Here is a 24,689-nt window from a genome sequence, read left to right as displayed (position 1 = left end):
TACTCACCGGACATGGTGTGGACATGTTGTTTCTCGCTCAGGGGATCGGTCAGTTCGTCGTCGAAGTCGCTGCATACCGGAGGAGAACGGCACCGGCGGAGAACGGCCGACATTCCAGCAGGTCCATCTCGGTCCGGCGCTGGTCTTCGTCGAAGAGGGGCTTGCCGCGGCAGAGCAGGGTCGGATTGACAATCAGATGGAACTCGTCGATCAGGCTCAGCTCATTGAGTGCGGCGATCAGGCTGAGACTGCCGTAGGTGATCACGTCACCGTCCGCATGGTCTTTGATGTGCTGGATTCGGGCGGCAGTGACGTGCTCGACCTGTTGCGTTCCCGGCCAGTCGGCGATTTCGCCGGAGCGTGAGGCGGTGAACTTGTCGAGCTGATCGAGGCGACGCGCGTAGCGTCTGGTGCCTTCGTCGGCGTCGATCTCACCGGCGGCGACCGCAGGCCAGTACGCGGCGAAATCGCTGTGGGTGATCCTGCCGAGCAGAAGGCCGCCGGCGTTCTCGACCAGGTCGGTCTCGTACTCCATGAGATCGGCGTCGGCACGCAACCAGTCCATCGAGTCGTCGAGCCCGGCGACAAAGCCGTCGACAGTGGTCCACATGCTGGCGATGAGCCGAGTCACGATCGTTCCTTCGTGGCAGCGGGGGCGAACGCGGGTTGAAGTACGGCGTCGATGAAACGGGCGGCATCCCCGGGGTCGAGGCGCGCTGCGGCGATCTCCTCGGCGGCGGCGTTCATGACGACGTGAGCCGTGGCCAGCAACCAGCTCACCGGCAGGTCGCCGCGAAATGCCCCTTCCCGCTGCCCCCGTTCGAGCAAATCGCGCATCCGTGCTTCGGCCTTCTCGTGCAACTCGCGAATGCGGGTCGCCGAGAGTTCCTTCTGTGCGGCGGCGAGCAGCGCACGCGACTGGTCGACGAGGTTCCAGCTCGCCTCGACCAGGCGCGCCAGCGCTTCGGCGGGTCGACCGTCGAGCGGGACTTCGGACAGGACGGCGTCACCGCGTTCCAAGCTCTCGACCAAGGCTGCCTCGATCAGCTCGGCTCGGGTGGCGAAGTGCCCGTAGAGCGTCATCCGCCCGACACCGGCCTCGGCGGCGATGTCCGCGACGGAGGCGTCAGGGTTCTTCCGCAGGGCGACGGGCGTCGCTGCGAGGATCGAGATCCGGTTGCGCTGGGCGTCAGCGCGCCGGTTCCCGGCTCGGCCACCTGCAGTTGTCGCGGCACCTGATCGGTCGGTAGCGCTCATGTTGGTCCGTCCCTGTATGTCAAACAGTGGAGTACGAGTTAGTTTAACCCAATTACTCGTACACCGCTGATCGACTTATGGAGCGGGCGGCGTCCTCGAAGGCCGGCAGGAAGCCGGTCAGCGCCTGTCTGTGCTCGATCAAACTCGAGGAAGGCGCGTGAGGTGTGCGAGAGCGCCTGTGTCGGTACAGAACATCGTGGAGGCATCGTTGACGGTGTGGGTTCTCCTGTGCAACGCGAATTCGACATCAGTAACGGTCCTGAACGCCCCGTGCCGACAGACGACTTCGGCCTTGAACAGGTCGATGATCGACTCGGCGAGTGCGTTGCCGCAGGCATCGCCAACGCTGCCGATCGAGGCCGACAGTCCTTGCAAGGCAAGGGTTTCAGTGAACAGGACCGAGGTGAATCGTCTGCCGTCGATGGCACAGTCCAGCCCACGATCGACCTCGAGAACACGTCGAAGACGAACGCCACATACGCCCATTCCGTTCAGGTCGAGCTGTAGGTGAATCGGCGACCCATACGAGGTTCGGCACCTGCGCACCGGCGGCCGGAATCTAGCTTTTCGGTACTTCGAAACTGCGCCACCGCTCTACCACGGAGTTTCCGGTCAGTGTGGTGACGAGTCCGGCGGTGCCCCAAATGCTCGTGTCCGGCGAACTCGGTCCGGGAGATCGACTCCGCAGCAGTGGCAATCAGAGGTTCGAAGAACAATATGCTGCGCTGGCAGCCACTGCCCGCGCCGACTGAGAGCTCATCCGGCGCGGTTCGTTCGATGAGTGGCAATAGGGCTCTTGCCGTCAGCTAATGAATTTCCGTTCTGGGCCCAGTCTGGATCGGCGCGCCGGTGGATGCTCAGTCGGGTCGTCGCTGCAGGGCGGTGGAGATGACCGCTGTCACGAATTTTTCGATCGTTGCTGTGGTCGGTGGGCTGGGGTCGCGGTCTGTGAACAACAGGTGCCCGCCGCCGACCAGGGAGAGGGTGAGTGCGTCGATGTCTGCGTCGGCGGCGATGCGGCGCAGTTCACGTTCTTCGGTCAGGTAGGTGGAGATCGCGGTTGTCGCCTCGGCGAGGATCGCCATACCGCCGCCGGGCCTGGCTTGCCGCAGTCGCGCGCGCAGCTCGTCACGAAAGGTGATGAGCGGGAGGATCGCCACCGGAACCGGCCCGAAAAGAAGGGGCAGTGCGCTGGTCAGATTGGCGGCCACCGTGCCGGTGCCGGCGGACGCACGCAGCGCGTTCCCCTGGGCCTCGAGCAGCGCGGCCCGATCGATCACAAGGTCGGCGAGAAAAGCGTCGAAGTCGGTGAAGTGCCGGTGCAGAACACCTTTGGCGCAGCGCGCCTCCTCGGTGACTGCCCGGCTGGTCAACCCGTTCGGACCGTCACGTAGCAGTACGCGTTCGGCAGCATCGAACAGTTGCTGCCGCGCATCGCGAAGATGCATCCCAGTCGGCACTGGCGGTCCTCTCGTGCGTCGATTCACCGGTATTATTGCCTAGTGGGCATGCGCCCACTAGAGTGGGCGCATGCCCACTCTATCGCGAGAAGAACCACCCCTGCCGCGCGAGGATCGGCGCATGGCCGAGTCGTTCGGCATCGACGCGCAGCGCTACGACCGCGCGCGCCCCCGCTACCCCGCAGGACTGGTGGAGCGGATTCTCGCCGGGAACTCCAGGGCGGACGTGCTCGATGTCGGCTGTGGTACCGGCATCGCGGCCCGGCAGTTCCAAGCCTCGGGCTGCGACGTGCTCGGCGTCGAACCCGATGCCCGGATGGCCGACTTCGCGCGAGCCCACGGCGTGCAGGTCGAGGTAGCGACCTTCGAGAGGTGGCAACCACGTGGCCGCACCTTCGATGCGGTCATCGCCGCTCAGTCGTGGCATTGGGTGGACCCCGTGACCGGTACCGCCAAGGCGGCCGACGTGCTGCGTCCCGGGGGACGACTGGCGATCTTCGGTCACGTGTACGAGCCACCCGCCGAGGTGGCGGAACCGTTCGCCGCGGCCTACCGGCGGATCGCGCCGGACTCCCCGCTCAGCGGCCAGCCCGCTCGACGCCCCCTTGCGCTCTACCAGGAGGGATACGCGAGATTCGCCGCCCAGATCCGTGAGAACGAACAGTTCGACGATCCCGAACAGTGGTTATTCGACTGGCAGCGGTCCTATACACGCGAGCAATGGCTGGAATTGCTTCCCACCACAGGCGGTCTCACCCAGCTCCGTCCCGATCAGCAGGCGGAGATACTGGACGCGGTTGGAAACGCCATCGACTCCTTGGGCGGATCCTTCACGATGAACTACACCACCCTGGCCGCAACCGCCGTACGCACAGCCAACCACTGACAACGACTCGATGACGACGGTTGGCCGCGCCGGCATGTCGCACTGTTAGGTTCAGATGATGAGCCCCTCACCGGTGCGCCGTCGGAACAGGTAATCCATGCACCAGATCACGGTGGGATCGCTTCGTCTTGGGAACCCCTGAAGGCCAATACGAATCGACTGCACCCTGATTGTAGAGTTGCAAGCACGCGATATCTTCGCCAATGGTTGGATACCCGACGACACATCTTCGATTTCGGTGAGCAGGCGCCGTCGGTGAAAGTCGACGTCGCGCATTGGTGCACTGTGGTTCGCCGCCGTCGGCCCGGACCGAAAGTGGCTTGCCCTGCCCTACCGCCCCGGATTCACCATGACCCTTGCAGTGGAATGGCTCGAAACAGTGGCAGACAATACCTAGCCGAGTTCGCTGGCGAGCCGTCGGGCCCGATCGCAGTTTTCCGCATCTGTCAGGTTGCCGAGCGTCGGAACATCGGCGTATGCCACCTTGTCGCCGAAACGTACCAGCACGCCGTGGGCGGGGTCGTCGGCGTCCTTGGTGACCGTGCAGAACGCTTCGTCGCCGAGCCGGGTGTCGCTCGAGAAGAAGGTTCTCAGTGTTTGCGTGTCCTGGGGGTCGCGGTTCAGAGCTTTTTCCCGCTCACGTCGGAATACAGCTGTCGCATCGCTTCCGGTCTGAGTCCTCGCGTACACCATACTGTTGCCCCGGCGGTCGCCGTCCTTCCATCCGCTGACATACCGAGCGCAGATGTCCCCTCCCGCCAGCACGTTTCTGTCCGCGCCCGGGTCCGGAGCCACGGAAGGCTGAGGCCTGTAATTGAATCCGTCGACTTCCGCTCCTGCACCTAACACACCGATGACGTCGCTATTCGACAGCTTTTTACACCCATCCCTGAATTCGGAGATCAGAGGGAGGTAGCTACAGCCCGCTGACGCGACCGCCGCCGCTAGCACGAGCGTCACTGTCGCTGCCGCTTTGGGCAGCGTCAGTACGCGTTCATTGCCGACCGGAGTCTGGATACGTGCCGACAGCCACTGTTGGAACTGCTGGAAGGAACACCGCTGCGGAGTGTCCGGATCGAGGCGACCGGGGTCGACGACCTTGCGGCCGACACGCTTTGACTCCATCCGTACCCCTAACAATGCCTTCGTGTTCGTCGAGCACACCAATACAGGCTGAGATCCGTGGCCGCTCGAGCGAATTCGATTGGGTGACAAGATCTAAGGCGTGGCCCCGCACTCGCACTCGGCGCGGCTACGGGCTGGGTGCCCACCGACTTTCTAGGGGGTCAAAGCCGTACTGTGCCGCTGGTTCGGCGTTGTTGATTTCGCAGACGACCGCGCTGGCGCTGTTGGCGATCGTCGCCGTTGTCCGCTGGCGCCCATCCGGGAGCCAGGCTAGCCGGGGTCTTTCCACAGGGTCGAAACGGCTCGGGACAGACCTCACCACCAGCGGAGTCCTGACTGTTCTGATCTTGTGACGACCAGGCCAGGGTTTCGTCTGAGGAGTTCATCAGCGATGTCGTCCAGCGATATCGGGCGTAGCCAGCGCTCCGAGACGGTGAGCGGGTATCCGGCATAGATCTTGCCGATCGGGCCGTACACCCATCTGGGCCAACGTCTTTCAGTGAGCTTCGGCCCAGGCTCGACCAGTTCGATGACCAGGTACCTCATGGTCTGGGATGCGCGCAGATGGATACGCGATATCCCGGCCCACGGAATTCGGCCGAACGGGTCGAACGTCACCCCGTGATCGTCGACTGCTACATCGGGTGAACGACGGACGAGGTGATGCAGTCCGAGCAGCAGAGAAAGGGTTCCCGAGATGATCGCACCGAGGACAGGGAACGTCAGCGCGGATTCGGTGGTGGTGGTGAATACGAGGAGCAACCAGCCGCCCGCGATCCCGATCAGCCCCAACAGAATCAGCTCCAGCCAACGGACCCACGAAGATCGAAAGATCGTTGGCGGTGTTGGTACTTCCTGAAGCTGATCCACGATCATCGACTGTAATGGATGTCGTTGAGGCCAGGCGGGGGCCACGCGAACATCGTGGCGGATGGCAGCGTCTGTACTGGAATCACTGATACCGTCAGATGATTCAGCCGACCGATCATATGGGTGGTTCTCGGAAGAGCGCTGTCGCGAAGCGGCTCGGTCAACAGCGATCGAGTGTCGCCTCCAAGAATCCGCGAGCAAGACGATTGAATTCCTCGGGCTGGTCGTAGGTGACGATGTGTCCGGCGTCCGGGATAGTGACCAGGTGACTGTTCGGTGTTGCGGCAGCCGCAGCCGAGATCTCGGCTGCACCGACGAGTGAGTCGTTGCCACCGCGGATCCACAGCGTGGGTGTGGTGAGGTTCTGGAGGGCCGGTAAATGGTTGAGGCGCATGGCGAATGGGCCGTATGCGCGGGTCATCCAGTCGTCGAGAACCGGTTCGCCGTGTTCGGCTTTCGCTACGGCTTCGGCGGTGGCCAGCTCGACGATGGTGTCGAAATCGGGGGTGTTCGCGCCTGCGGTGAGGGTGCTGGCCATCGACTTGCAGATCGATCGGGGATGCCGAGCGAGGTATCGGCTGGTGAGCCGCAGGACACCGGGGGTTCGGATGAGTAACCAGGTGAGGAATTGTGCTGGGCGTTTTGCGCCGATTCCGCCGGGGCCGATGGCGATCAGCGCGGTGACTCGTTCAGGGTGGTCCAAGGCGTATCCGGTCGCGACGCCTGCGCCGAGTGAGATTCCGATGATCGCGACTCGGGGCAGGTCGAGAGTGTCGAGCAGCTCGTGGAGGAACCGCCGGTAGAAGGCGTCGTCGAGGACTCCTTGCCAGGGGCGGCTGTTGCCGTGGCGGGGGAGGTCTATGGCGTAGACGCGATGGTCGGCGGAGAGGTCGGGCACGATCCGCCGCCACACACCTTGTGCGGTGTCAAGCATGCCGCCGTGCAATAGGAGCAACGGCGGCCCGACATCGCCTGCGCGATACAGCCGTACCGGGCCTCCGGCGACGGTCACGTCGGTGTAGGTGTCGAAAATGTCGGTCATGGCGGCTCCTGCGGATCGAGTTGGGTTTCCAGCCGTTCGAGCAATTCGAGCTGTGCCGCGCGCGCCGCTTCGGGGTCGGTGGGGAGGCCGGTCGCGAGCCCGCGCCCGACGAGATCAGCGAACAAACCCACAGTGGCCGAGAGTATTTCCGCGTTGGTCGCGCCGAGCGTTCCCGGCGCATGGATCAGACCGACGGTGAACACGCTGAGTACCTGGGTGATGGTGTCGGCGGGGATGGTCTGGTCGATGACACCGATGTCTTGAAGGCGAGCGATGTAGTCGCCGAGCCAGTCCTGGCGCTGGAGATAGCGGTCGTCGGTGACGGCCTGAACGTAGTCGCCGAGCACGTTCTGATCACCGGTGTACAGCGCGCACATCAACGGATCCGCGAGGAGAGCCTCGACCCCGAAGCGGTAGACCGCCGGCAGATCGACGAGGTCCGGGGCCTCGACCACCCGGGTATGCACCTGAACGCTCAACTGCCGCATCCGGTCTTGCAGGACAGCGGCGAGGATCGCGGGCTTGTCCGGAAACTCCAGGTATATGGCACCTTTGCCGATACCCGCACGAGCGGCGATCGCCGACACCGTCGTTGCGGGCCACCCCTTGTCCAGCAGCAGTTGCTGTGCTGCGGCAAGAATGCGCCCCCGGCGGTCGGGAAGTAGAGGTCGGGGCATGTGCGCTCCTTTGTAGTGACCCAATCCTGTCAGATGGTCACTACACGAGGCAAGGCTTCCGGGCGATTGCATGTTCTCGCAGGCGCCCGGGATGGGCCCGCGCCAGCTTTCTACCTGCCGAAGAAGAGATGACCGCGTTAAGCCACGGTGCTCGCGTTCGGCTGAGACCGACGCGTGGTGACGACCGGCGCGCGAAGGCGGCTGGCAGAATCCGTCCTCGGTTCGGCTACGCCACAACGGCATTGGGCTCGTAACGGCCGGTGTTCGGTGATCGATGTGCTGAGCGAGGTCATATTCGTGACCGGATTTAACTCGAGCAGATCGGTTTCATATGATTCGCGTCGATCGCGTCCTCATCGCCAGCGCGTTGCTGGGCGGTGCGGTTCTGACGTCTGTTGCCCCGGCGCATGCTGTCGCCGTACCGCAGAGTCATGAACTCCACCCGATCGGTACCGGCGCTATCGCCAGCGGTTCCGCTGACCTGAACAACTTCTTCTGCGGCACGATCTGGCGTCCCGTGTGCTTCCCCGACGGACTTCCGTCCTGAACCGGCTTCTGCCGTAGTAGACCGTCATCGCGAGTATGCAGATCGCCGTTTTTCCGACCGGATCGGAGTCCAGACCCTCGACAAATCGCGGTCCCGAGCGAAATGCGGGGTTGTGTGCGATGCCGCTCATTCGTGCGCTGTATCCAGCAGTTCGGCCACTGTGGGCGCGGCCTTCAACCCTGAGCCGGTGAGGAGGACCACGGTTTCCTCCGCCGGCGTGATGTGTCCCGACGTCAACAGGGCAGAGTACGCCGCGGCCGCGCATGCGCTGGTCGGCTCGACGAACAGGCCGCTCGAGCACAGTTTCTCCAGCGCGTGCACGATGTCGTTCTCGGGGATCGTGACTGTGGCGCCACCGCTGTCGCGCAGCGCCGCGATCATCTGTGTCAGCCGTAGCGGGCGGGCGATCGACGTGCCTTGCGCGATCGTCGGCGCCACCGCGCGCTCGACCGGCTGGTCGGTGCCGGCGCTGAAGCTCGCATCGACCGGTGAGCAGTTCAGCGGCTGCGCGGCGAACAGACGCGGCATCCGCTCGATCTGTCCCGCGCGCAACAGTTCACGGAACCCGAGCCAGCATCCCAGCAGACTGCTGCCCGCGCCGACCGGGACGACGACATTGTCGGGCGCGCGAAACCCGAGGTCTTCCCACAGCTCGTAGGCGAGGGTCTTGGTGCCTTGCAGGAAGAACGCCTGCCAGTTGTGACTGGCGTAGAAGGCGTCGCCCTCGGCTTGACGGATCGCCTCGTTCTGCGACTCCTCGCGCAGGCCCTCCACCAGCTGCAACTCCGCGCCGAAGGCTCGAACCTGCGCGATCTTGGCCGACGATGTCGACGCGGGCGCGAGGATCTTCACCCGTAGACCGCCCGCGGCCCCGTACCCCGCGATCGAGGAGCCGCCATTGCCGGAGCTGTCTTCGAGTATCGACCGGATCCCGCGATCGCGCAGATAGGACAGCATCACGCTCGTGCCGCGGTCTTTGAAGCTGCCGGTCGGATTCAGGAAGTCCAGTTTGAACAGCGGTCGCCCGCCACGCTCCCATTCCCGTTCCAGCAGCGGCGTCGAGCCCTCACCGAGCGAGATCGGGTCCGAGAACTCCACCGGCAGCGCCGCGCGGTACCGCCACAGCGATCGTGCGGAGACATCGATATCGGAACGGTCGAGTCCGGCTCCCGGGTCGATCCACAGTGGGCGTCCTGCCCCGGACCGCCACCGGGGCTCATCCAAGCGGTACTCGCTGCCGTCCACGGGATCCCGATACACGCTCACGCCAACACGCTAGACGCTCCGTCTTCGAGCGGACAACCAGTCCACACGAGATCGAGGGCTGCTTCAGTTGAGCTCAGGCGCAACGGATTACACATCGAACCGGCATCTCCGAGATCGCAGTCCCTCATGATGAGTCATTGCCTGCCATGAGGACTCGATCCGATCGGGTTCCATATAACTCCCACGGGTTCTCCGAAATCGCCAAACGACTGGTGGTGGCATTCGCCTGCTATCGGGAGAGCCGATTACGCAGTGCACGAGGCTGATCCGCGCAGCCCTTTGTACGACGCGGGTCATGGTGTAACGCGACCCGCATGCATGAGCACGATCAGGCCCTCGAACAGGTTACAGCCGAGCCGGTCGGCCTCCTGCGCTTTTCGCTATCCAAGGCCAACACAGGGCCCGTACCCTGACGGACCACTTGCGTTGCACCAGCGGAGTCGGCATCGAATTCACCGACAGTTCGTCCGCACCACTACGCGGTTGATTTCAGCAGCACCCAGGCCTCGGAGCGGCGCGCTGTGCGCCGTGTTGCGAGCTCTGGTTTCATGGCGGCGGGAGGAATGTCTGATGGCGATAGGTTCCTGCGCCCGTCCGTGGTGGCTGGGGTGGTCGGCTATGGGGGTGGTTGCCGTGGCGACGGCCGGGTGTGGCATCGATGTCGGCTCGAAGCCTGCGGCCGTGACGACGGCGAGCGCAATGACCTCGCCGGCTCCCGCGTTGGCACCGCAGCCGTGGACATTGGCCGATCTCACTTTTCATCCATGTAGCGTGCTGGACAGTGAGGATCTCGCACGTTTCGTGCTCGACCCAGTAGTTCGAGCCGACACACCTCCGGAGGACTTGTCGGCGTGTTCGTGGTTCTCGATCCAGACGTCGTTGTCGGGGCGTTTCAACATTCGATTCGCTCCGGCCAAAGCAGACCTCAGCGATCTCTCTCAGCGAAGGGTTTCGGATCCACTCGAACAGCAGATCGCGATCGGGGGACAGCGCGCGGTGTTGAAATCTGAGGTACGTCCCGATGGCCGAAACGGCAGCTGTAGCGTGCACGTATCGGTGCCCTCCGGTGGCTCGTTCTATCTCGGGATCGCCGCAGCGGGGATCACCTCCGGCGTTGACTGGGACGTGTGCGCCAAGACGATCGACATCGCCACCGTTATCTCCGCGCGTCTACATTGAGCCGATTCAGGCGGTGACCTCGAGCTGGTACTGGGACCACAAACGCGGTCTATCATGTCGGCGGCTCCGCAGTAGCTGAGCACCGACCGAGATTGCGGTCGAAGTAGCGGGCATGACGCACGGTGAAATTTGCCACCGCTTCACCGGTCGGGCCGATGGTGTCGACGATAAGGGGGATTCGATGTGGATGCCGGGGTTCGGTCTCTGACGATAGTTCGTATCGCGGCAGTGAGGCGGTTCCACGACAATGACACGGTGCTGCCGGATGAGGACTACGAGAGCCTGGTACCGAACCCGCCGACCCGGTTCGGGGTGGGTGAGTTACGCGATGCTTATGTCGACGTCGTTACCGACGAACGTAATCCGCGGTGGATGGCCGCGGAACGCCGCGCCTACTTCGATGGGCTGTGCGGGTTGTTCGACCTGGATCTGCCGACCTCACGCCAGAGTGTCGGCCGAGGCCGCAACCAGTATGTGCATGGCCTGCTACTCGACACGGCGGAGTCGTTGCAGCGCACGGGAACCCCGTGGGACGGTTACCTGGTGGCGGGAGCGCTGCTGAAAGAGCTGGACCACCTCGGAATCGGTGAAGCGCATCGGGAGTTCGTGTCCGAACTGTGCGCGGCAGTGGACGCCTCGCGAGCCAAGCATCGCGAATTGCTCGACCTGCTCCTGGGCGGTCTACTCGGCGATCGAGCGAATCAGGTGTTCACCCTGGATGACCTCGAGGCAGCTGGGATCGAGCGTGCTGTCCCGATCCGCTATCTGCCCGACTGATCACAAGTCGTTCCGGCAGACGATGTCGGTGCCTACCGGCATCGAATCGCCACGAGCCGCAACCCGGGCTGCCCCGTTTTCGGCAACCACACCATCCGTGTCACTTCGTCGCCGCAGTGTCGAATCCGGACCGGTGCGGCATCGCGACAGTTTCACCGCGCTCCTCCGGTGTTCCCGATTTCCGAGGCTGGAGGATGCGGGGGAGGGGCGCACGTTCGTTCGGGCGGCGAGGTTAACGTAACGGAGTGAGACGGACATCTGACGCGGATTCTTCGACGGAGATCATCAATGTCGTGGTCGACATGCTGATGTCGGAAGGCTATGACGCGCTGCAGGTGAAAGAGGTGGCCCGCCGCGCCCGGGTTTCGTTGGCAACGGTGTACAAGAAGTTCACCACCCGTGACGAGTTGATCGTCGCCGCCGTCGCGCGATGGATGGACATCAACAGCTACGCCGAACTCGATCAGCCGCGCCCGGACGAGTCCTTGGCCGATGGGCTGATGCGGGTGCTGCACCATGTTTTCGAGCCGTGGGAACGCAATCCGCGCATGCTCGAGGCCTACCATCGCGCCCGCCGCACCGCCACCGGCAGGCGACTCGACGCACAGGGTGTGAGTGCGGTGTGGCCCTTCGCCGAGGCGTTGTTCGAGGGGATGGACCGGGACTACGTCGAGGACATCGCGCTGGTCCTCACAAACATGATCTATGCCTTGACCGGCCGGTTCGTCGACCGGGACATCGAGGTCACCGACATTCTGCCGATCCTCGACCGCGCGATCCGCAGGATCACGCTGCACGGCGATCCGCGGCGTGCGGGTGTCGATGCGGCGCCGCGTCCGTCCGCCTCGGAACCGGTGGTCGACCCCTCCTTCGCCGGGCCGTACGGGCCGGATCGACCGCCACAGTGATGTGATGCAGATCACTATTTAGTTGCCGCAGACCGCTGCGCCTCGATGAGTAATCGGATTACCGTGTGGTTCCGCAGGGGGTTCGGGCACCGAAACAATCCGCCGCCCATCGACCCCTTCGCGATCGTCAGTTTCGAAGATCGGGACGGGAACCATGGCTGCAATCGTCGATTCCGCGCACTGGAGAGCCCACGCCCGCAGGCATCCCCTCCGCTACCGCTTGGCGATCATCGCGCCGAACGCGCTGGAGGTCGTGCGGCACGCAGGCGGTTGGCTCTTCGATCAGACCACCGCGGGCTGGGAGGTGACGGTTCTCGTGATCGATCACTCCGATGTCCGCCCGCTCCGGATCCTCGGCGCCACCGTCCTGGACTTCGAGCAGTCTCTGGCCGAGCCGAAACACGACACCTGGCCGCACGCGCTCGCCGCGCCCGCGCAGATGTGTGCCACCGACCCGCGGGTGCGCGAGGGAATTCTGCACTGTCTCGACCACGGTGCCGCCGAGGTCGCGCTCTGGGGTGACGCTCTGCCCGACGAATTCGCGCAGCGTGTCGGGACCGCGCATCACCCGGTGAGCCGCGCGGCGCGAGCATTCAAGGCGTGTGCGGTGGCCTCGGCGGGTCATCCCGGCGAAACGATCGGTGCCACAGAGGTGTTCAGCGTCGGCGCGTTGCGTCACACCGCTGGGCTGGTCTCCGCGAGCTGATGATGACCTCAGCCGACCGAGCCGACATCGAGGTCGGCGCGTCGAAGACGAAACCGGCCGCGACCCAGATCGGCGACTGGGGACGCGGCTATCTGCGCCGCCATCCGATCACCGCGCTGGAAACCGTCGGCGGCCAATTCCTGCTCGGCACAAGCGCCGTGCGATTCCTCGTCGTCGACCTCGTGACCGGCCGCTTCGCGTTCACCGAGTTCGTCCGGCAGGCCGCGTTCATGGCGTCGTCGGCGGCGCTGCCCACGATCTTCGTCGCGTTGCCCATCGGGGTGACGCTGTCCATCCAATTCGGTCTCCTGGCAGGTCAGGTCGGTGCCACCTCGCTGGCCGGGGCGGCGAGCGGGCTCGCGGTGATCCGGCAGGGCGCGCCGATGGTCGCCGCCCTGTTGATGGCCTCGGCGGTCGGCTCGGCGATCTGCGCCGACCTGGGATCGCGCAAGATCCGTGACGAGCTCGACGCGATGGAGATCATGGGCGTCTCGGTGACCCGGCGGCTGGTCGTCCCCCGCTTGGCCGCCGGTGTGCTGATCGGTGTGTCGCTCACCGGAATCGTGTGCTTCGTCGGGTTTCTCGCGGGATACCTGTTCAATGTGTTCGTCCAGGGTGGGGCGCCGGGCAGTTTCGTCGCCACCTTCTCGTCCTTCGCCACGGTCGGTGACATGGCGCTGACGATGATCAAAGCGACGGTGTACGGGGCCATCGTCGCCGTGGTCGCCTGCGAGAAGGGTCTCTCGACCAGGGGCGGTCCGGCAGGGGTGGCGAATTCGGTCAACTCGACCGTGGTGTCGTCGATCCTGCTGTTGATGATCGTCAACGTCGCCTTCACCCAGCTGTACATGATCTTGTTGCCGCGGCAGGGGCTGTGATGGCGGCACGGTACTTTCCGCCGGGGGTTCGGCCCATCTACCTGGCCGCGGTCCGGTTGGCGGCGGCGGCGATGCGGCTCGGTCACATCGGGACCTTCCTGTGCCGGGCAGTGTTCGCGATTCCGGTGATGCTGCGCCACTACCGCGCCGAGTTCGTGCGCATCCTGTCCGACATCACCTGGGGGAACGGTTCTATCGTCGTCGGCGGCGGCACCGCGGGCGTCATCATCGTGCTCGGTGCGGCGGGCGGCGCGATCGTCGGGCTGGAAGGGTACAACGCCCTGCACCTGCTCGGGATGGAGCCGACGGTCGGCCTCATCGCCTCGACGGCCTCGACCAGGGAACTCGCACCCATCATGGCCTCGCTGGCCTTCGCCGCGCAGGCGGGTTGCCGGTTCACCGCGCAACTCGGTGCGATGGGCATCGCCGAGGAGATCGAGGCGATGGAATCCATGGCCGTGCGGGCCATCCCGTATCTGGTGAGCACCCGGATCCTGGCGTCGGTGGTCGCCATGGTGCCGCTGTATCTGGTCTGCCTCGCCGCGAACTACCTCGCGGTGGAAGTGGTGGTCGGACTGTCGGGTGGGTTGTCGGCGGGGACCTATCAGCACTACTTCCAGCTCGTGCTCAACGGTCCCGATATCGCGTACTCCCTGCTCAAGGCGATCGTGTTCGTCGTCCTCACGTCGACCATCCAGTGCTACTACGGCTTCTACGCCGCGGGTGGCCCCCAGGGGGTCGGCACAGCGGCCGGGCGGGCGATGCGGGCGGCCATCTCGGTGATGATCGTGGTGAATCTGCTGCTCACCGTTGGTATGTGGGGCATCGGATCCAGTGCACGGCTGGGAGGGTAGATGCCGCTGCCGATGCTGGAGAAGGACGGACGTGGGCCGGGTGGCCTCGCCCTCGTGTTGCGCGGGCTGCTGCTGATCGTGGTGACGACGATGGTCGTCACGGCGCTGCTGATGAAATCGACGGGCCGGTTCGACGCACGAGTGGAAGTGATCGCCCTGCTCGATGAACTGGGCGACGGGCTGCCCGCCCGCTCTGATGTGAAATTCCGTGGCCTGCTGATCGGTTCGGTCGCGGAGGTGACCCTCGCCGCCGACGGCGGCGCCAACCGGGTCCGGCTGCTGCTCGACCCGGCGTACGCGTCGGGCGTGCCGAGGACGGTCACCGCACGGGTGGTGCCGAGCAACGTGTTCGCGGTGTCTTCGATCCAGCTGGTCGACAACGGTCCCGGGTCTGCGCTGCATGCCGGTGCCGAGATTCCGCAGGATCGCAGCCTGGCCACTGTCCAGCTGCAGACCGCGCTGACCAAGCTGCGCGAGATCATCGCGAGCACCGCGCGGGTCGGGTCGACGGGAACAGTCGGCCTGCTCGCCGCGGTAGCCGAGGCGACCGACCGTCGGGGCGACGACCTCGTCAGTGCCGGTCGGCAACTCGACCGGATCACCAGGGAGTTCGACGCGCTGATCGCACCCGACGGCGTTCCCTCCACGCTCGCCGCCATGGCCGATGCCGTCCGCGGTTTGAACGCGGCGGCACCGGATCTGCTGGATACGCTGCACTCGGCGGTACTGCCGCTGCGCACGGTCGTCGAGCGACAGGCCGAGCTGCTGAACCTGCTGTCGGCGGGCGCGACCACCACCTCGGCACTGGCGCGCGGTCTGGCCGAACACGGCGACGAGATCGTCACTGTGACAAAAGATCTGGATCCAGTGCTGGACGTGGTCGGTGCGGGTGCGGGTGCCTTCGCGCCGATCGTCGTACGGATCAAAACGATCTCCGACCTGTGGTTCGCCGAGTTCTGGAACTCCGAAACCAACACCGGCACCGGCAAATTCCAGTTCCGGTTGAGCCCGCACACGCCTTACACCCGCGCGGACTGCCCCCGCTACGGCGAGCTGGCCGCACCGAGCTGCGCCACGGCACCGACCACCATCGCCGAACAGGAGCCGGCACCGACGATGGACCCGGCTTCCTACCCGGTGCCCGACCTGTCACCCGAGATTCAGGAGCTGATCCGCAGGGTACTGAGCGGTCAGGGTGACGCCGCGGAACTCGTTCTGGCGCAACTGCTTTCGGACGGCCCACTGCCGCTGGAAGGTGGACGATGAGTTTCCGGCGATCCCTGCTCGGACTGAGCCTGTTCGTCACCGTGTCCCTCGGCCTGATCTGCGTCACCTTCGTGACACTGCACCGGGGGATAGACGGCTCGACCACCACGTATTCGGCGCTCTTCAGCGATGTCACCGGATTGCGCGTCGGTGACGACGTCCGCATGGCTGGTGTCCGGGTGGGTCGTGTCGATGGGATCTCGCTGGTCGGCAACCGCGCCGAGGTGCGGTTCCGGGTGGAATCCGATCAGAAGGTGTACGGCAACACCAGAGCCGCCATCACCTATCAGAACGTGATCGGCCAGCGCTATCTCGGGCTCACCCCGGCCGACTTCGGCGACCCGCGCCAACTGGCCCCCGGCGAGCGGATCCCGCTCGAACACACCGAACCCTCGTTCGATATCTCGGTGCTGCTCAACGGTTTCGAACCGCTGTTCGGCGGGCTCGACCCGCACCAGGTCGACAATGTGACCGCCGCGCTCGTCACCGCGTTGCAGGGCGACAACACCTCGCTGGTCCTGCTGATCGCCCAGGTCTCCACCCTCGCCGAATCCCTCGCCGGGCCGGATCAGGTGCTCGGTGCCGTCATCACGAACCTCAGCGCGGTGGTCGCGGACCTGTCGCGGCACAGCGGTTCGGTGAGCACCCTGCTCACCCGGTCGCGGTCCATCATCGACGGGCTCTCGCGGCACCGCGACGAGGTGCTCACCGCGTTGACCACGGCCGCGTCGACGACCGGACGACTGGCGACCGTCGTCGAGAATGTGCGTCCCCATGCGCACGAATTCCTCACGCGGGAACCGGGATTCACTCGCCACTTCATGGAGAACAAGGACGGCTTCGCCTACCTCGGTTTCAACCTGCCCGCACTGCTGAAGGGTCTGGCCAGGGTCAGTCAGGAGGGCTCCTACCTCAACACCTACCTGTGCAACATGGGTGTGACCTTCCTGCCCGGGCTCACGACGCTCGTCCCGACCATCGTGGGACTGGCCTCGCCGACCGGCACCATCCGACAATCACCGATCTGCAGGTGAGGCAATGACATCGAAGCATTTGTCCAAGAGCATGCTCGGGCTGCTGGCACTGGGCCTGCTGCTGGCCGTGGTCGCCGGGGCGGTGGGGTTCAACTCCCTGCATGTCGGGCAGCAGCGTTACGAGGTGGAATTCACGCAGGCCGCCGGTTTGCGCGTGGGTGACGGGGTCACCATCGCCGGTGTGCCGGTGGGCACCGTCGACCGGCAGCGGTTGGCAGGCGACCGGGTACTGGTGACCTTGAGCGTCGATCGGTCGGCCCAGCTCGGAGCCGAGACCCGGGCGGCTATCAAGCTCACCACGCTGCTCGGTGCCCGCTATGTGGAACTCAGCCCGGCAGGCGACGGCGAGATCGCCGATCACCGGATCGCCCTGTCCCACACCTCTGTTCCCTATGATCTGCAGGAGGCGCTCGACAATGCGACGACGACCTTCGAGCAGATCGATGCCGGCCGGATCGCCACGTCCCTGGACGCGCTGGCCAACCAACTCGACGGGGTGCCGACGGTCCTGCCCGGCCTGCTGGACAATCTGCGCTCGCTCGCCGCGATCCTCGGCGGTCGCCGCGACGAGCTCGGCAGCCTGCTCACCGGCGTGCGGCAGCTGACCACCGTGGTCGCCGAGCAACGGGGCGACCTGGCGGCGATCACGACACAGGGCCGCGACCTGGTCACCGAGATCCTCGCCCGGCGCGGCGCCCTCCAGACCCTGATGGACGCCACGCGGCGCCTGGCGGACGAGGTCAGAATTCTGGTGGTCGAGGACCGGCCTCGGATCGAGGAGCTGCTGCGCGGTTTCGACGGGCTGCTCGGCAGTCTGGCCAGGCACGACGACCTGCTGCGCAACATCCTGCACATCCTGCCCGTCCCCATCCGGAACTTCGCGAACGCCTCGGGCACCGCCAACGAGGTCGATTTCACCGCCCCCGCCGGGCCGCTGATCGACTCGTGGATGTGCGCCCTGAGCGGTCGCGCCGATCAGCTCGCGATGTCGCCCTACTTCCAGGACTGTCGATGAACGCACTCACCACCGTGGTCCGGTTCGCCCTGGTTCTCGCTCTCGGCGGGCTCGCCGGGTGCGCGGTCGATCCGGCGGACGAAGCGATCATCGTCACCGCCCACTTCGACAATGCCGCGGGTCTGTACGTCGGCAACGCGGTCGCCGTGCTCGGGATGCCGGTGGGTGAAGTCATCTCGGTGACCCCGCGCGGTTCCCACGTCGAGGTGGGTTTGCGCGTCGAGGGGGACGTGCCCATCCCCGCGGACGCGACCGCCGTGACCGTGTCGACCTCGGTGCTCACCGATCGGCATGTCGAGTTCACACCGGTGTACCGGGGTGGCGAAACCCTCGCCGACGGAGCACGACTCGGCCTGGAACGCACCCGAACACCGGTCGAATTCGACCGCCTGCTCGGTGCCGCCGACGGCATGGCCGCCGAGCTGTCCGGGGAAACACCCACCGACGGCCCGATCGCGCGGCTGCTCGCGGTGTCCGCCGAGATCGCGTCGGGTAGCGGCCCGCAACTGCGGACCACGCTGAACGAACTGTCCACCGCCCTTCGGCTCGGCGCGGACGGGGGATCGGAGACCAGGGCGGCGATCGCCGCGGTGGTCGACGAACTGTCGGTGCTGGTGCGTTCCGCGGCCGACAACGACCGCGCGATCCGCGAATTCGGCGGGGCGACCACGCAATTGGGCGACGTGCTGGCCGAGCTCGACATCGGCGCGGGCGACACGGGCGCGCAGATCGTGGAGATCATGCGGCAGAGCACCGAACTGCTCGAGCACAACAGCGCGAGCCTGCGCTCCACCGTGCAGCACGCGGACACGGTGACCCGTGCGCTCGCCGACTACCGCACCGAGGTCGCGGAGTTCCTGGACGTGACCCCGCTACTGCTCAACAACGCCTACAACGCCATCGACGTCGACTACCGGGGCGTACGCGTGCACGCGCTGCTGGACAAGGTGTTCTTCGACGGCCAGCTGGTGAAGGAGGTCTGCAATATTCTCGGCCTGCGCCAACTCGGTTGCAGCACTGGAACATTGCAGGACTTCGGCCCCGACTTCGGGATCACCGACATGCTCGAGGCGATGTCGAGGTTGCCGCGATGACCAGACGATGTCGCACAACCGCCGTCCTGGTGACGGGGTTCGTCCTGAGTTCGGCGACCGGCTGCTCGACCGGCCTCGGTGACCTGCCGCTGCCCGCACCCGGTGTCGGCGGGGCAAGTTACGAGATCCACGCCGGGTTCGCCAACGCCCTGAATCTGCCCGAGCGGGCCAAGGTGCGGGTACTCGGTGCCGACGTCGGTGAGGTCGCCGAGATGTCGGTGCGCGACTACACGGCCGTGGTCACCATGCGGATCCAGGACGGGGTCGCCCTGCCGGTGGGCACCCGCGCCGAATTACGCACCGCCACACCGCTCGGCGACGTCTTCGTGGCCCTCACGCCACCGGAGACCGCCGCGCCCGGCGGGCCGCTGATGCGCGACGGTGACACCATTCCACTCGCCTCCACCCAGGCCGCCGCCACCATCGAGGAACTGCTGACCACCGCGTCGTTGCTGGTCAACGGTGGTGTCATCCGCAACCTCACCGATATCGTCAACGGGCTCGGTCGCGCGGTGGGTGATCGCGGCGCGAATCTCGCCGCGCTGCTGGACAGGTCGACGCGGGTCGTGCAGGCGCTGGCCGCGCGATCGGCCGATATTCGCACCGCCCTGGTCGAAGTCGAGGCGCTGACCCGGCAGTTGCGCGAGCAGCGCCGTCCGCTCGGTGAACTGGTCGAGCTGGCCGGCCCGGCGCTGTCGGTGGTCACCGGCGGCTCCCAGCAGGCGCTCACGCTGATCCGGCAGATCGACGCGATCAGCAGAGAACTGGCCGAATTCCCCGCGATCGATGGCACCGCGGCGGTCGGCATGGTCGCCGACATCAACCGGATCTCCGCAGGCCTCGACGCCGCCGCGACCGAGCCGAACGCGAGCCTGGCGGCGATGAACGCCATCCTCGGCCCGATCATCAATGTCACCAACGGCACCTCGGCCCACGTGAACGCCGACCTGCAGGACATCACGATCGGCTCGCTGCCCGACCCGGCACACCCGGGCGATCCGGGGAGCCGCGTGCCCGACGCGAGCGACTGGCAGAGTTTCGTCGGAACCCTCACCTACACCCTGCTCCGGTTGCAGCAGCGAGTGACGGGACCGGCCCGATGAGCGGGCGCCTGGCCGCATCGGTCGACGCGCCTGCCCGGATGGTCCTCGCCTCGGTGCGGTGGGGGCACCGGCACCGATCCTTCCTGTCCGGAACCGCGCTGCTGGCGACCCTCGTGCTCGGGACCGCCTATCTCGTCTTCGGTTCGCTCGGCGTCGATCCCACGGCAGCCACGATGACGGTCCGGGTGCACCTGGCCCAGTCCGGCGGCCTCTTACCCGGACAGCACGTGACGCTACGTGGGGTGCCGATCGGACGGGTCGAGTCGGTCGAACTCACCCCGACCGGTCTGCTCGCGACCGCGACCATCGACGCGGATATCGCCGTCCCCGCCGACGGTGCGGTGCGCGTCGCGAGCCTGTCGCCGGCGGGGGAGCAGTACCTGGACTTCCGCCCGGCCGGGGACGGCGGGCCCGCTCTGCGCGACGGCGCCGAGATCGGCGTCGACCGCACCTCGACGCCGGTGCCGCTGTGGCAGACACTCACCCAGCTCGATTCCGCGCTCGCCCAGGTGGATCCGGCACAGCTGGGCGCGATCGTCGCCGAACTCGGTGTGAGCGAAGCGGGCCCGCGCAAACTGGCCGACATCATCGACGGCGGCGTCTTCCTGATCTCCACGCTCGACTCGGTCCTGCCGCAAACGGTGAGCCTGATCCGTGACGGCCGAACCGTCCTCACCACCGCCGCCGACGGCGCCCCCGCCCTGCGCGAATTCGCTTCGGACACAAAGGAACTGATGGCCGGTGTGGAAGCGAAGACCGGCGGATTCGTCGATTTGCTCGGCGTCGCGCCCGGAACGCTGCGCGCGTTGGACGCGGTGATGGCACAGAATTCGCACGCTGTCACCGGTCTGCTCGGCAATCTCGGTGCGGTGTCGGCGATGGCGAACTCCCGGGTGCCCGCGCTGAGCGAATTCTTCTTTCCGACCGAACGGCCCGGCTCCACCCTGGGCAACCTGACCGCGGCGTTCCACGACGGTGGCCTGTGGGGGCTGGTCAACCTCTACCCGAGGTACTCCTGCGACTACGACCTCCCGCGGCACCCGCCCTCGCAGCCGGACTTTCCGGAACCGTACCTCTACACCTACTGCCCGAACGACGACCCGTCGGTGCTCATCCGTGGCGCCCGCAACGCACCACGGCCGCCCGGCGAAGCGATTCCCGGTGCGCCGCCGCCGGGACGAGCGGCCGACACCCAGGCGATTCCCACGCCACTGGGGCCATGGACCATCCCGCTCACATACGGCGGTCCGGAGCTGCCTACACCGGTTCCACGGTGATCCGGCCGCCCGCGCGACAAGCAACCATCCACGTTAGGAATCACCATGAACGACACCGACACACGGGAACCTGTCACCGAGGAGCCTGCGGTCGCCGAGGAGGCTGCGACCACGCCGGACGAGAGCCCCGAGGTGAGTGAGCCGGATGACGTGCGGGCCGCCCGGCGCATCCGATGGGCCGGAACCGCACGCAAGCTCGCGGTTCCGGCGGTCGTGGTGCTCGCAGTGCTGGCGACCGCGGTGGCCGGCTTCCTCGGCTGGAAGCTCGAGGAGAAATCCGATATCGATGCCGCCGGTGAGGCGGGTCTCGCGGCCGCGCGCGCCTACGCCGTCACCCTCACCAGCGTGGACTCCAACCACCTCGACCGTGATTTCGCCGCCGTACTCGACGGGTCGACCGGCGAATTCAAGGACATGTACACCAGGTCGAGCGGCCAGTTGCGTCAGCTGCTGCTGGACAACAAGGCGACCGGCACCGGCACGGTGCTCGACGCGGCGGTGAAGACCAAGACCGAGACCAAGGTCGAAGTGCTGCTGTTCATCGATCAGACCGTCACCAACGCCGCGGTCACCGATCCGCGCGTCGACCACAGCCGGGTCCAGATGACGATGGAACTGGTCGACGGCCGCTGGCTGGCGAGCCGGGTCTACCTCCCCTAATTCTCCTCCTCTGCGGTGGTAGCGGGTTCGTTGTCGCCCAGCGGGAATGAGGTTCTCAAATATGAATATGGTTGTTACCATCGAAGTGCGCGCTTGTCGCGGCTTCTCGATCGTCAGGAGCTCTCCGTGACCGATTTCGACACTGTGAACTATTTCACCGACCCCGAACTGATTCCCGATCCACATCCGTATTTCGATCATTTGCGGTCGAAGTGCCCGGTCACCCAGGAGCCGCACTACGGTGTCTACGCCGTGACCGGATACGAGGAATCCGCTGAGGTACTGAAGGATTCGGCGATCTTCTCCTCGGCTGTGGCGGTGGGTGGGCCGTTCCCGCCGCTGCCGTTCACGCCGGTCGGCGACGATATCAGCGACCTCATCGAACAGCACCGGTCGGAATTGCCGATGTTCGAACACATGGTGACGATGGACCCGCCGCAACACACTTTCGCGCGGTCGGTCTTGAATCGTCTGCTCACTCCGGCCCGTTTGAAAGAGAACGAGGAATTCATGTGGCGGCTGGCCGACCGCCAGCTCGACGAATTCGCCGCCGAGGGTCGCTGTGAATTTCTTTCCCAATACGCCAAGCCGTTCGCGCTGCTGGTCGTCGCGGACATGCTCGGCGTTCCCGAATCCGACCACGAGCAATTCCGGGTGGTCCTCGGTGCCGAACGGCCGGGTGCGCGGCCCGGCGCCATCGACAACGAGGCGCTGTCGAGCAATCCGTTGGCGTGGCTGGACGAGAAGTTCAGTTCCTACATCTCCGACCGCCGGACCGAACCGCGCGACGACGTGCTGACCTCCTTGGCGCTGGCGAAATACCCGGACGGCACCACCCCGGAGGTCATCGATGTCGTGCGTTCGGCGACCTTCCTGTTCGCGGCGGGGCAGGAAACCACCGCCAAGGTGCTCGGCGCCGCGATCCGCGTGCTCGGCGATCAACCGGAGGTGCAGGAGCGGTTGCGTGCCGACCGCAGCCTGATCCCGAACTTCATCGAGGAGACCCTGCGGATGGACGCGCCGGTCAAGAGCGGGTTCCGGCTCGCCCGGCGCGCGACGACCGTGGGTGACGTGCCGATTCCCGCCGGCGGGCTGGTGATGTTCTGCCCGGGCGCGGCCAACCGCGACCCGCGCCGATTCGAGGACCCGCACGAATTCCGCCTGGACCGCGACAACTTCCGCGAGCACATCGCCTTCGGTCGCGGCGTGCACACCTGCCCCGGGGGCCCGCTCGCCCGGGTGGAAGGCCGGGTCTCGATCGAACGGATCCTCGACCGCCTCCTCGATCTCCAGATCGACGCCGAGCACCACGGTCCGGCGGGTGCGCGCGAGTACGCCTACGAACCCACCTTCCTGCTGCGCGGGCTCAGCGAACTGCACATCACTTTCACTCCCCACTCCTGACCACGAGAGAACCGAGGTAACAAACATGACCGGACGGGTCGAAGGCAAAGTCGCGTTCATCACCGGAGCGGCGCGCGGTCAAGGCCGCAGTCACGCGGTGCACTTGGCGCAGGAAGGCGCGGACATCATCGCGATCGATGTCTGCAAACAACTCGACAACGTGCCGTTCGCGATGTCGACCCCGGAGGACCTGGCGACCACCGCCGACCTGGTCCGGGCCGAGGGCAGGCGGGTGGTCACCGCCGAGGTGGACGTGCGCGACTACGACGGCGTGAAGGCCGCCCTCGACGCGGGCGTCGAGGAACTCGGACGGCTCGACATCGTGGTCGCCAACGCGGGCATCGGCAACGAGGGCGGTGCGCTGGCCGATCTGCGCGAGGACCTGTGGGACGACATGATCGACGTCAACCTCGGCGGTGTCTGGAAGTCGGTGAAAGCCGCTGTGCCGCACCTGGTCGCGGGTGAACGTGGTGGCTCGATCATCCTGACCAGTTCGGTGGGCGGGCTCAAGGCCTACCCGAACATCGGGCACTATGTGGCCGCCAAACACGGCGTGGTCGGGCTCATGCGGACCTTCGCCGTGGAACTGGCACAGCACTCGATCCGCGTGAACTCGGTGCATCCCACGCACGTGAACACGCCGATGGTGATGAACGAGGGCACCTACAAGCTGTTCCGCCCCGACCTGGAGAGCCCGGGGCCCGACGACCTCGTGCCGATCGCCAGGATGTTCCACACCCTGCCGGTGGCCTGGATCGAGCCCGAAGACGTGAGCAACGCGGTGCTGTACCTGGCCTCCGACGAGGCCCGCTACGTCACCGGTGTGCCCTTGCCGATCGACGCGGGCGGCATGCTGAAGTAGCCACCCCGCCGCGCCGGCCACGAGAACCCACCGTCGTGGTCGGCGCGGCGCCGTCTACGCACCGGTGGGCGCACGGCACGGGCCGGCGAATCATGAACGCGGAGAATGGGAATGAAGGTGTCGGTCGACGGGACCAAATGTGAGGGTCACGCACTGTGCGCGGGAATCGCGCCGACGGTGTTCGAGGTGAACGCCGACGATCTGGCGGTGGTGATCGAGGAGAGTCCGCAGGAGGCAGTGCTGTCGGAGGTCCGCTCGGCGGCCTCGGCCTGCCCGACGATGGCGATCGTCCTCGACGAGGACTGAACCGGATCAGGCGGCAGGGTCGTCCGCGGCCGTGCCGCCTGTCATGGTGGTTCGCGCCGCGGGACCGTACCAACCGCACGGCAGTTCACAGGTGGCGACCACGAGCCGTTCGACCTTGCCGTCGAGCGACTTGCGCACCGTTTCCGCGGCTCCCGCCGGATATCCGCAGCGGGGGCACTTCCCGTAGTAGTCCAGGATCGGGCGGATCGTGATGTGAACGGTTGCGGGCACGGTTC

General features: G+C 66.0%; 28 protein-coding genes. 19 read left to right on the top strand and 9 right to left on the bottom strand.

The genetic code is table 11. From position 1 onward, the window contains the following. Positions 1-49 precede the first annotated feature (49 nt). Positions 50-631: a dihydrofolate reductase family protein gene (locus HYG95_RS01215; RefSeq protein WP_181696153.1), complete on the bottom strand. Its 582-nt coding sequence runs from the start codon at positions 629-631 to the stop codon at positions 50-52. Beyond that, positions 628-1,257 (bottom strand): TetR/AcrR family transcriptional regulator, encoded by a 630-nt coding sequence (locus HYG95_RS01210; RefSeq protein ID WP_181696152.1) that lies wholly within the window; start codon positions 1,255-1,257, stop codon positions 628-630. The genes HYG95_RS01215 and HYG95_RS01210 overlap by 4 nt, the downstream gene beginning before the upstream one ends. A 216-nt stretch (positions 1,258-1,473) precedes the next feature. Here HYG95_RS01210 and HYG95_RS01205 point away from each other — a divergent pair, with 216 nt between their 5' ends. Further along, a complete protein-coding gene (locus HYG95_RS01205) occupies positions 1,474-1,764 on the top strand; it encodes a hypothetical protein (protein WP_181696151.1) in 291 nt (96 codons plus the stop codon). A 350-nt stretch (positions 1,765-2,114) separates the two neighbouring features. Here HYG95_RS01205 and HYG95_RS01200 read toward each other — a convergent pair whose 3' ends face one another. Further along, entirely contained in the window at positions 2,115-2,717 is a 603-nt protein-coding gene (locus HYG95_RS01200; RefSeq protein WP_181696150.1) for a TetR/AcrR family transcriptional regulator, read from the bottom strand. A 70-nt stretch (positions 2,718-2,787) separates the two neighbouring features. Here HYG95_RS01200 and HYG95_RS01195 point away from each other — a divergent pair, with 70 nt between their 5' ends. Continuing rightward, the gene (locus HYG95_RS01195) at positions 2,788-3,603 is read left to right on the top strand and encodes a bifunctional 2-polyprenyl-6-hydroxyphenol methylase/3-demethylubiquinol 3-O-methyltransferase UbiG (protein WP_181696149.1); all 816 of its coding nucleotides are present in this window, start codon (positions 2,788-2,790) and stop codon (positions 3,601-3,603) included. A 393-nt stretch (positions 3,604-3,996) separates the two neighbouring features. Here HYG95_RS01195 and HYG95_RS01190 read toward each other — a convergent pair whose 3' ends face one another. From HYG95_RS01190 to HYG95_RS01175, 4 genes are all read right to left on the bottom strand, one after another. Beyond that, positions 3,997-4,728: a hypothetical protein gene (locus tag HYG95_RS01190; protein ID WP_181696148.1), complete on the bottom strand. Its 732-nt coding sequence runs from the start codon at positions 4,726-4,728 to the stop codon at positions 3,997-3,999. A 315-nt stretch (positions 4,729-5,043) separates the two neighbouring features. Next, positions 5,044-5,598 (bottom strand): hypothetical protein, encoded by a 555-nt coding sequence (locus HYG95_RS01185; protein WP_181696147.1) that lies wholly within the window; start codon positions 5,596-5,598, stop codon positions 5,044-5,046. Positions 5,599-5,758: 160 nt separating this feature from the next. Beyond that, complete coding sequence (locus HYG95_RS01180; RefSeq protein ID WP_181696146.1) at positions 5,759-6,640, bottom strand: alpha/beta fold hydrolase; 882 nt, start codon at positions 6,638-6,640, stop codon at positions 5,759-5,761. Beyond that, complete coding sequence (locus HYG95_RS01175; RefSeq protein WP_220138913.1) at positions 6,637-7,389, bottom strand: TetR/AcrR family transcriptional regulator; 753 nt, start codon at positions 7,387-7,389, stop codon at positions 6,637-6,639. The genes HYG95_RS01180 and HYG95_RS01175 overlap by 4 nt, the downstream gene beginning before the upstream one ends. Before the next feature lie 259 nt (positions 7,390-7,648). On the opposite strand from HYG95_RS01175, the gene HYG95_RS01170 reads away from it, so the two are divergent. Further along, the gene (locus tag HYG95_RS01170; protein WP_181696145.1) at positions 7,649-7,864 is read left to right on the top strand and encodes a hypothetical protein; all 216 of its coding nucleotides are present in this window, start codon (positions 7,649-7,651) and stop codon (positions 7,862-7,864) included. Positions 7,865-7,990: 126 nt separating this feature from the next. On the opposite strand, the gene HYG95_RS01165 is transcribed toward HYG95_RS01170, so the two are convergent. Then, on the bottom strand, positions 7,991-9,130 hold the full coding sequence (locus HYG95_RS01165) for a threonine synthase (RefSeq protein WP_181696144.1): 1,140 nt from the start codon (positions 9,128-9,130) through the stop codon (positions 7,991-7,993). Between the two features lie 618 nt (positions 9,131-9,748). Here HYG95_RS01165 and HYG95_RS01160 point away from each other — a divergent pair. From HYG95_RS01160 to HYG95_RS01085, 16 genes are all read left to right on the top strand, one after another. Next, positions 9,749-10,309 (top strand): DUF3558 family protein, encoded by a 561-nt coding sequence (locus tag HYG95_RS01160; protein WP_181696143.1) that lies wholly within the window; start codon positions 9,749-9,751, stop codon positions 10,307-10,309. A gap of 255 nt (positions 10,310-10,564) precedes the next feature. Continuing rightward, positions 10,565-11,086: a hypothetical protein gene (locus HYG95_RS01155; RefSeq protein WP_181696142.1), complete on the top strand. Its 522-nt coding sequence runs from the start codon at positions 10,565-10,567 to the stop codon at positions 11,084-11,086. 245 nt (positions 11,087-11,331) lie between these two features. After that, positions 11,332-11,994 (top strand): TetR family transcriptional regulator, encoded by a 663-nt coding sequence (locus HYG95_RS01150; RefSeq protein WP_370465636.1) that lies wholly within the window; start codon positions 11,332-11,334, stop codon positions 11,992-11,994. A 154-nt stretch (positions 11,995-12,148) separates the two neighbouring features. Next, positions 12,149-12,700 (top strand): hypothetical protein, encoded by a 552-nt coding sequence (locus HYG95_RS01145; RefSeq protein ID WP_255494921.1) that lies wholly within the window; start codon positions 12,149-12,151, stop codon positions 12,698-12,700. Further along, a complete protein-coding gene (locus tag HYG95_RS01140) occupies positions 12,700-13,578 on the top strand; it encodes an MlaE family ABC transporter permease (protein WP_370465635.1) in 879 nt (292 codons plus the stop codon). The genes HYG95_RS01145 and HYG95_RS01140 overlap by 1 nt, the downstream gene beginning before the upstream one ends. Further along, positions 13,578-14,432 carry an ABC transporter permease gene (locus HYG95_RS01135; RefSeq protein WP_181696140.1) on the top strand — a complete coding sequence of 285 codons (855 nt, stop codon included), beginning with the start codon at positions 13,578-13,580 and terminating at the stop codon, positions 14,430-14,432. The genes HYG95_RS01140 and HYG95_RS01135 overlap by 1 nt, the downstream gene beginning before the upstream one ends. Continuing rightward, positions 14,433-15,698, top strand: a complete 1,266-nt coding sequence (locus tag HYG95_RS01130) for an MlaD family protein (RefSeq protein ID WP_181696139.1) — start codon at positions 14,433-14,435, stop codon at positions 15,696-15,698. Next, on the top strand, positions 15,695-16,732 hold the full coding sequence (locus HYG95_RS01125; RefSeq protein WP_181696138.1) for an MlaD family protein: 1,038 nt from the start codon (positions 15,695-15,697) through the stop codon (positions 16,730-16,732). Before HYG95_RS01130 ends, HYG95_RS01125 begins: the two co-directional genes overlap by 4 nt. 4 nt (positions 16,733-16,736) lie before the next feature. Further along, positions 16,737-17,747 carry an MCE family protein gene (locus HYG95_RS01120; RefSeq protein WP_181696137.1) on the top strand — a complete coding sequence of 337 codons (1,011 nt, stop codon included), beginning with the start codon at positions 16,737-16,739 and terminating at the stop codon, positions 17,745-17,747. Further along, positions 17,744-18,841, top strand: coding sequence for an MCE family protein (locus tag HYG95_RS01115; protein WP_181696136.1), 1,098 nt, complete (start codon positions 17,744-17,746; stop codon positions 18,839-18,841). Before HYG95_RS01120 ends, HYG95_RS01115 begins: the two co-directional genes overlap by 4 nt. After that, entirely contained in the window at positions 18,838-19,944 is a 1,107-nt protein-coding gene (locus HYG95_RS01110) for an MlaD family protein (RefSeq protein WP_181696135.1), read from the top strand. Before HYG95_RS01115 ends, HYG95_RS01110 begins: the two co-directional genes overlap by 4 nt. Continuing rightward, positions 19,941-21,221, top strand: coding sequence for an MlaD family protein (locus HYG95_RS01105; protein ID WP_181696134.1), 1,281 nt, complete (start codon positions 19,941-19,943; stop codon positions 21,219-21,221). Before HYG95_RS01110 ends, HYG95_RS01105 begins: the two co-directional genes overlap by 4 nt. Before the next feature lie 45 nt (positions 21,222-21,266). After that, the gene (locus tag HYG95_RS01100) at positions 21,267-21,881 is read left to right on the top strand and encodes a hypothetical protein (protein WP_181696133.1); all 615 of its coding nucleotides are present in this window, start codon (positions 21,267-21,269) and stop codon (positions 21,879-21,881) included. Positions 21,882-22,007: 126 nt separating this feature from the next. After that, positions 22,008-23,285, top strand: coding sequence for a cytochrome P450 (locus tag HYG95_RS01095; protein WP_181696132.1), 1,278 nt, complete (start codon positions 22,008-22,010; stop codon positions 23,283-23,285). Between the two features lie 25 nt (positions 23,286-23,310). After that, positions 23,311-24,147, top strand: coding sequence for a mycofactocin-coupled SDR family oxidoreductase (locus tag HYG95_RS01090; RefSeq protein WP_181696131.1), 837 nt, complete (start codon positions 23,311-23,313; stop codon positions 24,145-24,147). 111 nt (positions 24,148-24,258) lie between these two features. Further along, on the top strand, positions 24,259-24,453 hold the full coding sequence (locus HYG95_RS01085; protein WP_181696130.1) for a ferredoxin: 195 nt from the start codon (positions 24,259-24,261) through the stop codon (positions 24,451-24,453). A gap of 6 nt (positions 24,454-24,459) precedes the next feature. Here the strand turns inward: HYG95_RS01085 and HYG95_RS01080 are convergent, their stop codons facing one another. Beyond that, the gene (locus HYG95_RS01080) at positions 24,460-24,684 is read right to left on the bottom strand and encodes a hypothetical protein (protein ID WP_181696129.1); all 225 of its coding nucleotides are present in this window, start codon (positions 24,682-24,684) and stop codon (positions 24,460-24,462) included. Between the last annotated feature and the right edge of the window lie 5 nt (positions 24,685-24,689).

The sequence above is a fragment of the Nocardia sp. GTS18 genome, from assembly GCF_013839555.1.
Lineage (GTDB): Bacteria > Actinomycetota > Actinomycetes > Mycobacteriales > Mycobacteriaceae > Nocardia > Nocardia rosealba.
Note: the sequence above shows the minus strand (reverse complement) of the source record. Positions and strands in the feature narration are given on the sequence as shown.

Bases quoted from the DNA above. Each gene is read 5' to 3' on its own strand.
- HYG95_RS01120 (WP_181696137.1), top strand. From the start codon at position 16,737: ATGACATCGAAGCATTTGTCCAAGAGCATGCTCGGGCTGCTGGCACTG.
- HYG95_RS01130 (WP_181696139.1), top strand. From the start codon at position 14,433: ATGCCGCTGCCGATGCTGGAGAAGGACGGACGTGGGCCGGGTGGCCTC.
- HYG95_RS01180 (WP_181696146.1), bottom strand. From the start codon at position 6,640: ATGACCGACATTTTCGACACCTACACCGACGTGACCGTCGCCGGAGGC.
- HYG95_RS01090 (WP_181696131.1), top strand. From the start codon at position 23,311: ATGACCGGACGGGTCGAAGGCAAAGTCGCGTTCATCACCGGAGCGGCG.
- HYG95_RS01145 (WP_255494921.1), top strand. From the start codon at position 12,149: ATGGCTGCAATCGTCGATTCCGCGCACTGGAGAGCCCACGCCCGCAGG.
- HYG95_RS01135 (WP_181696140.1), top strand. From the start codon at position 13,578: ATGGCGGCACGGTACTTTCCGCCGGGGGTTCGGCCCATCTACCTGGCC.
- HYG95_RS01175 (WP_220138913.1), bottom strand. From the start codon at position 7,389: ATGCAATCGCCCGGAAGCCTTGCCTCGTGTAGTGACCATCTGACAGGA.
- HYG95_RS01190 (WP_181696148.1), bottom strand. From the start codon at position 4,728: ATGGAGTCAAAGCGTGTCGGCCGCAAGGTCGTCGACCCCGGTCGCCTC.
- HYG95_RS01115 (WP_181696136.1), top strand. From the start codon at position 17,744: ATGAACGCACTCACCACCGTGGTCCGGTTCGCCCTGGTTCTCGCTCTC.
- HYG95_RS01210 (WP_181696152.1), bottom strand. From the start codon at position 1,257: ATGAGCGCTACCGACCGATCAGGTGCCGCGACAACTGCAGGTGGCCGA.
- HYG95_RS01105 (WP_181696134.1), top strand. From the start codon at position 19,941: ATGAGCGGGCGCCTGGCCGCATCGGTCGACGCGCCTGCCCGGATGGTC.
- HYG95_RS01110 (WP_181696135.1), top strand. From the start codon at position 18,838: ATGACCAGACGATGTCGCACAACCGCCGTCCTGGTGACGGGGTTCGTC.
- HYG95_RS01160 (WP_181696143.1), top strand. From the start codon at position 9,749: ATGGGGGTGGTTGCCGTGGCGACGGCCGGGTGTGGCATCGATGTCGGC.
- HYG95_RS01125 (WP_181696138.1), top strand. From the start codon at position 15,695: ATGAGTTTCCGGCGATCCCTGCTCGGACTGAGCCTGTTCGTCACCGTG.
- HYG95_RS01170 (WP_181696145.1), top strand. From the start codon at position 7,649: ATGATTCGCGTCGATCGCGTCCTCATCGCCAGCGCGTTGCTGGGCGGT.
- HYG95_RS01085 (WP_181696130.1), top strand. From the start codon at position 24,259: ATGAAGGTGTCGGTCGACGGGACCAAATGTGAGGGTCACGCACTGTGC.
- HYG95_RS01100 (WP_181696133.1), top strand. From the start codon at position 21,267: ATGAACGACACCGACACACGGGAACCTGTCACCGAGGAGCCTGCGGTC.
- HYG95_RS01140 (WP_370465635.1), top strand. From the start codon at position 12,700: ATGATGACCTCAGCCGACCGAGCCGACATCGAGGTCGGCGCGTCGAAG.
- HYG95_RS01195 (WP_181696149.1), top strand. From the start codon at position 2,788: ATGCCCACTCTATCGCGAGAAGAACCACCCCTGCCGCGCGAGGATCGG.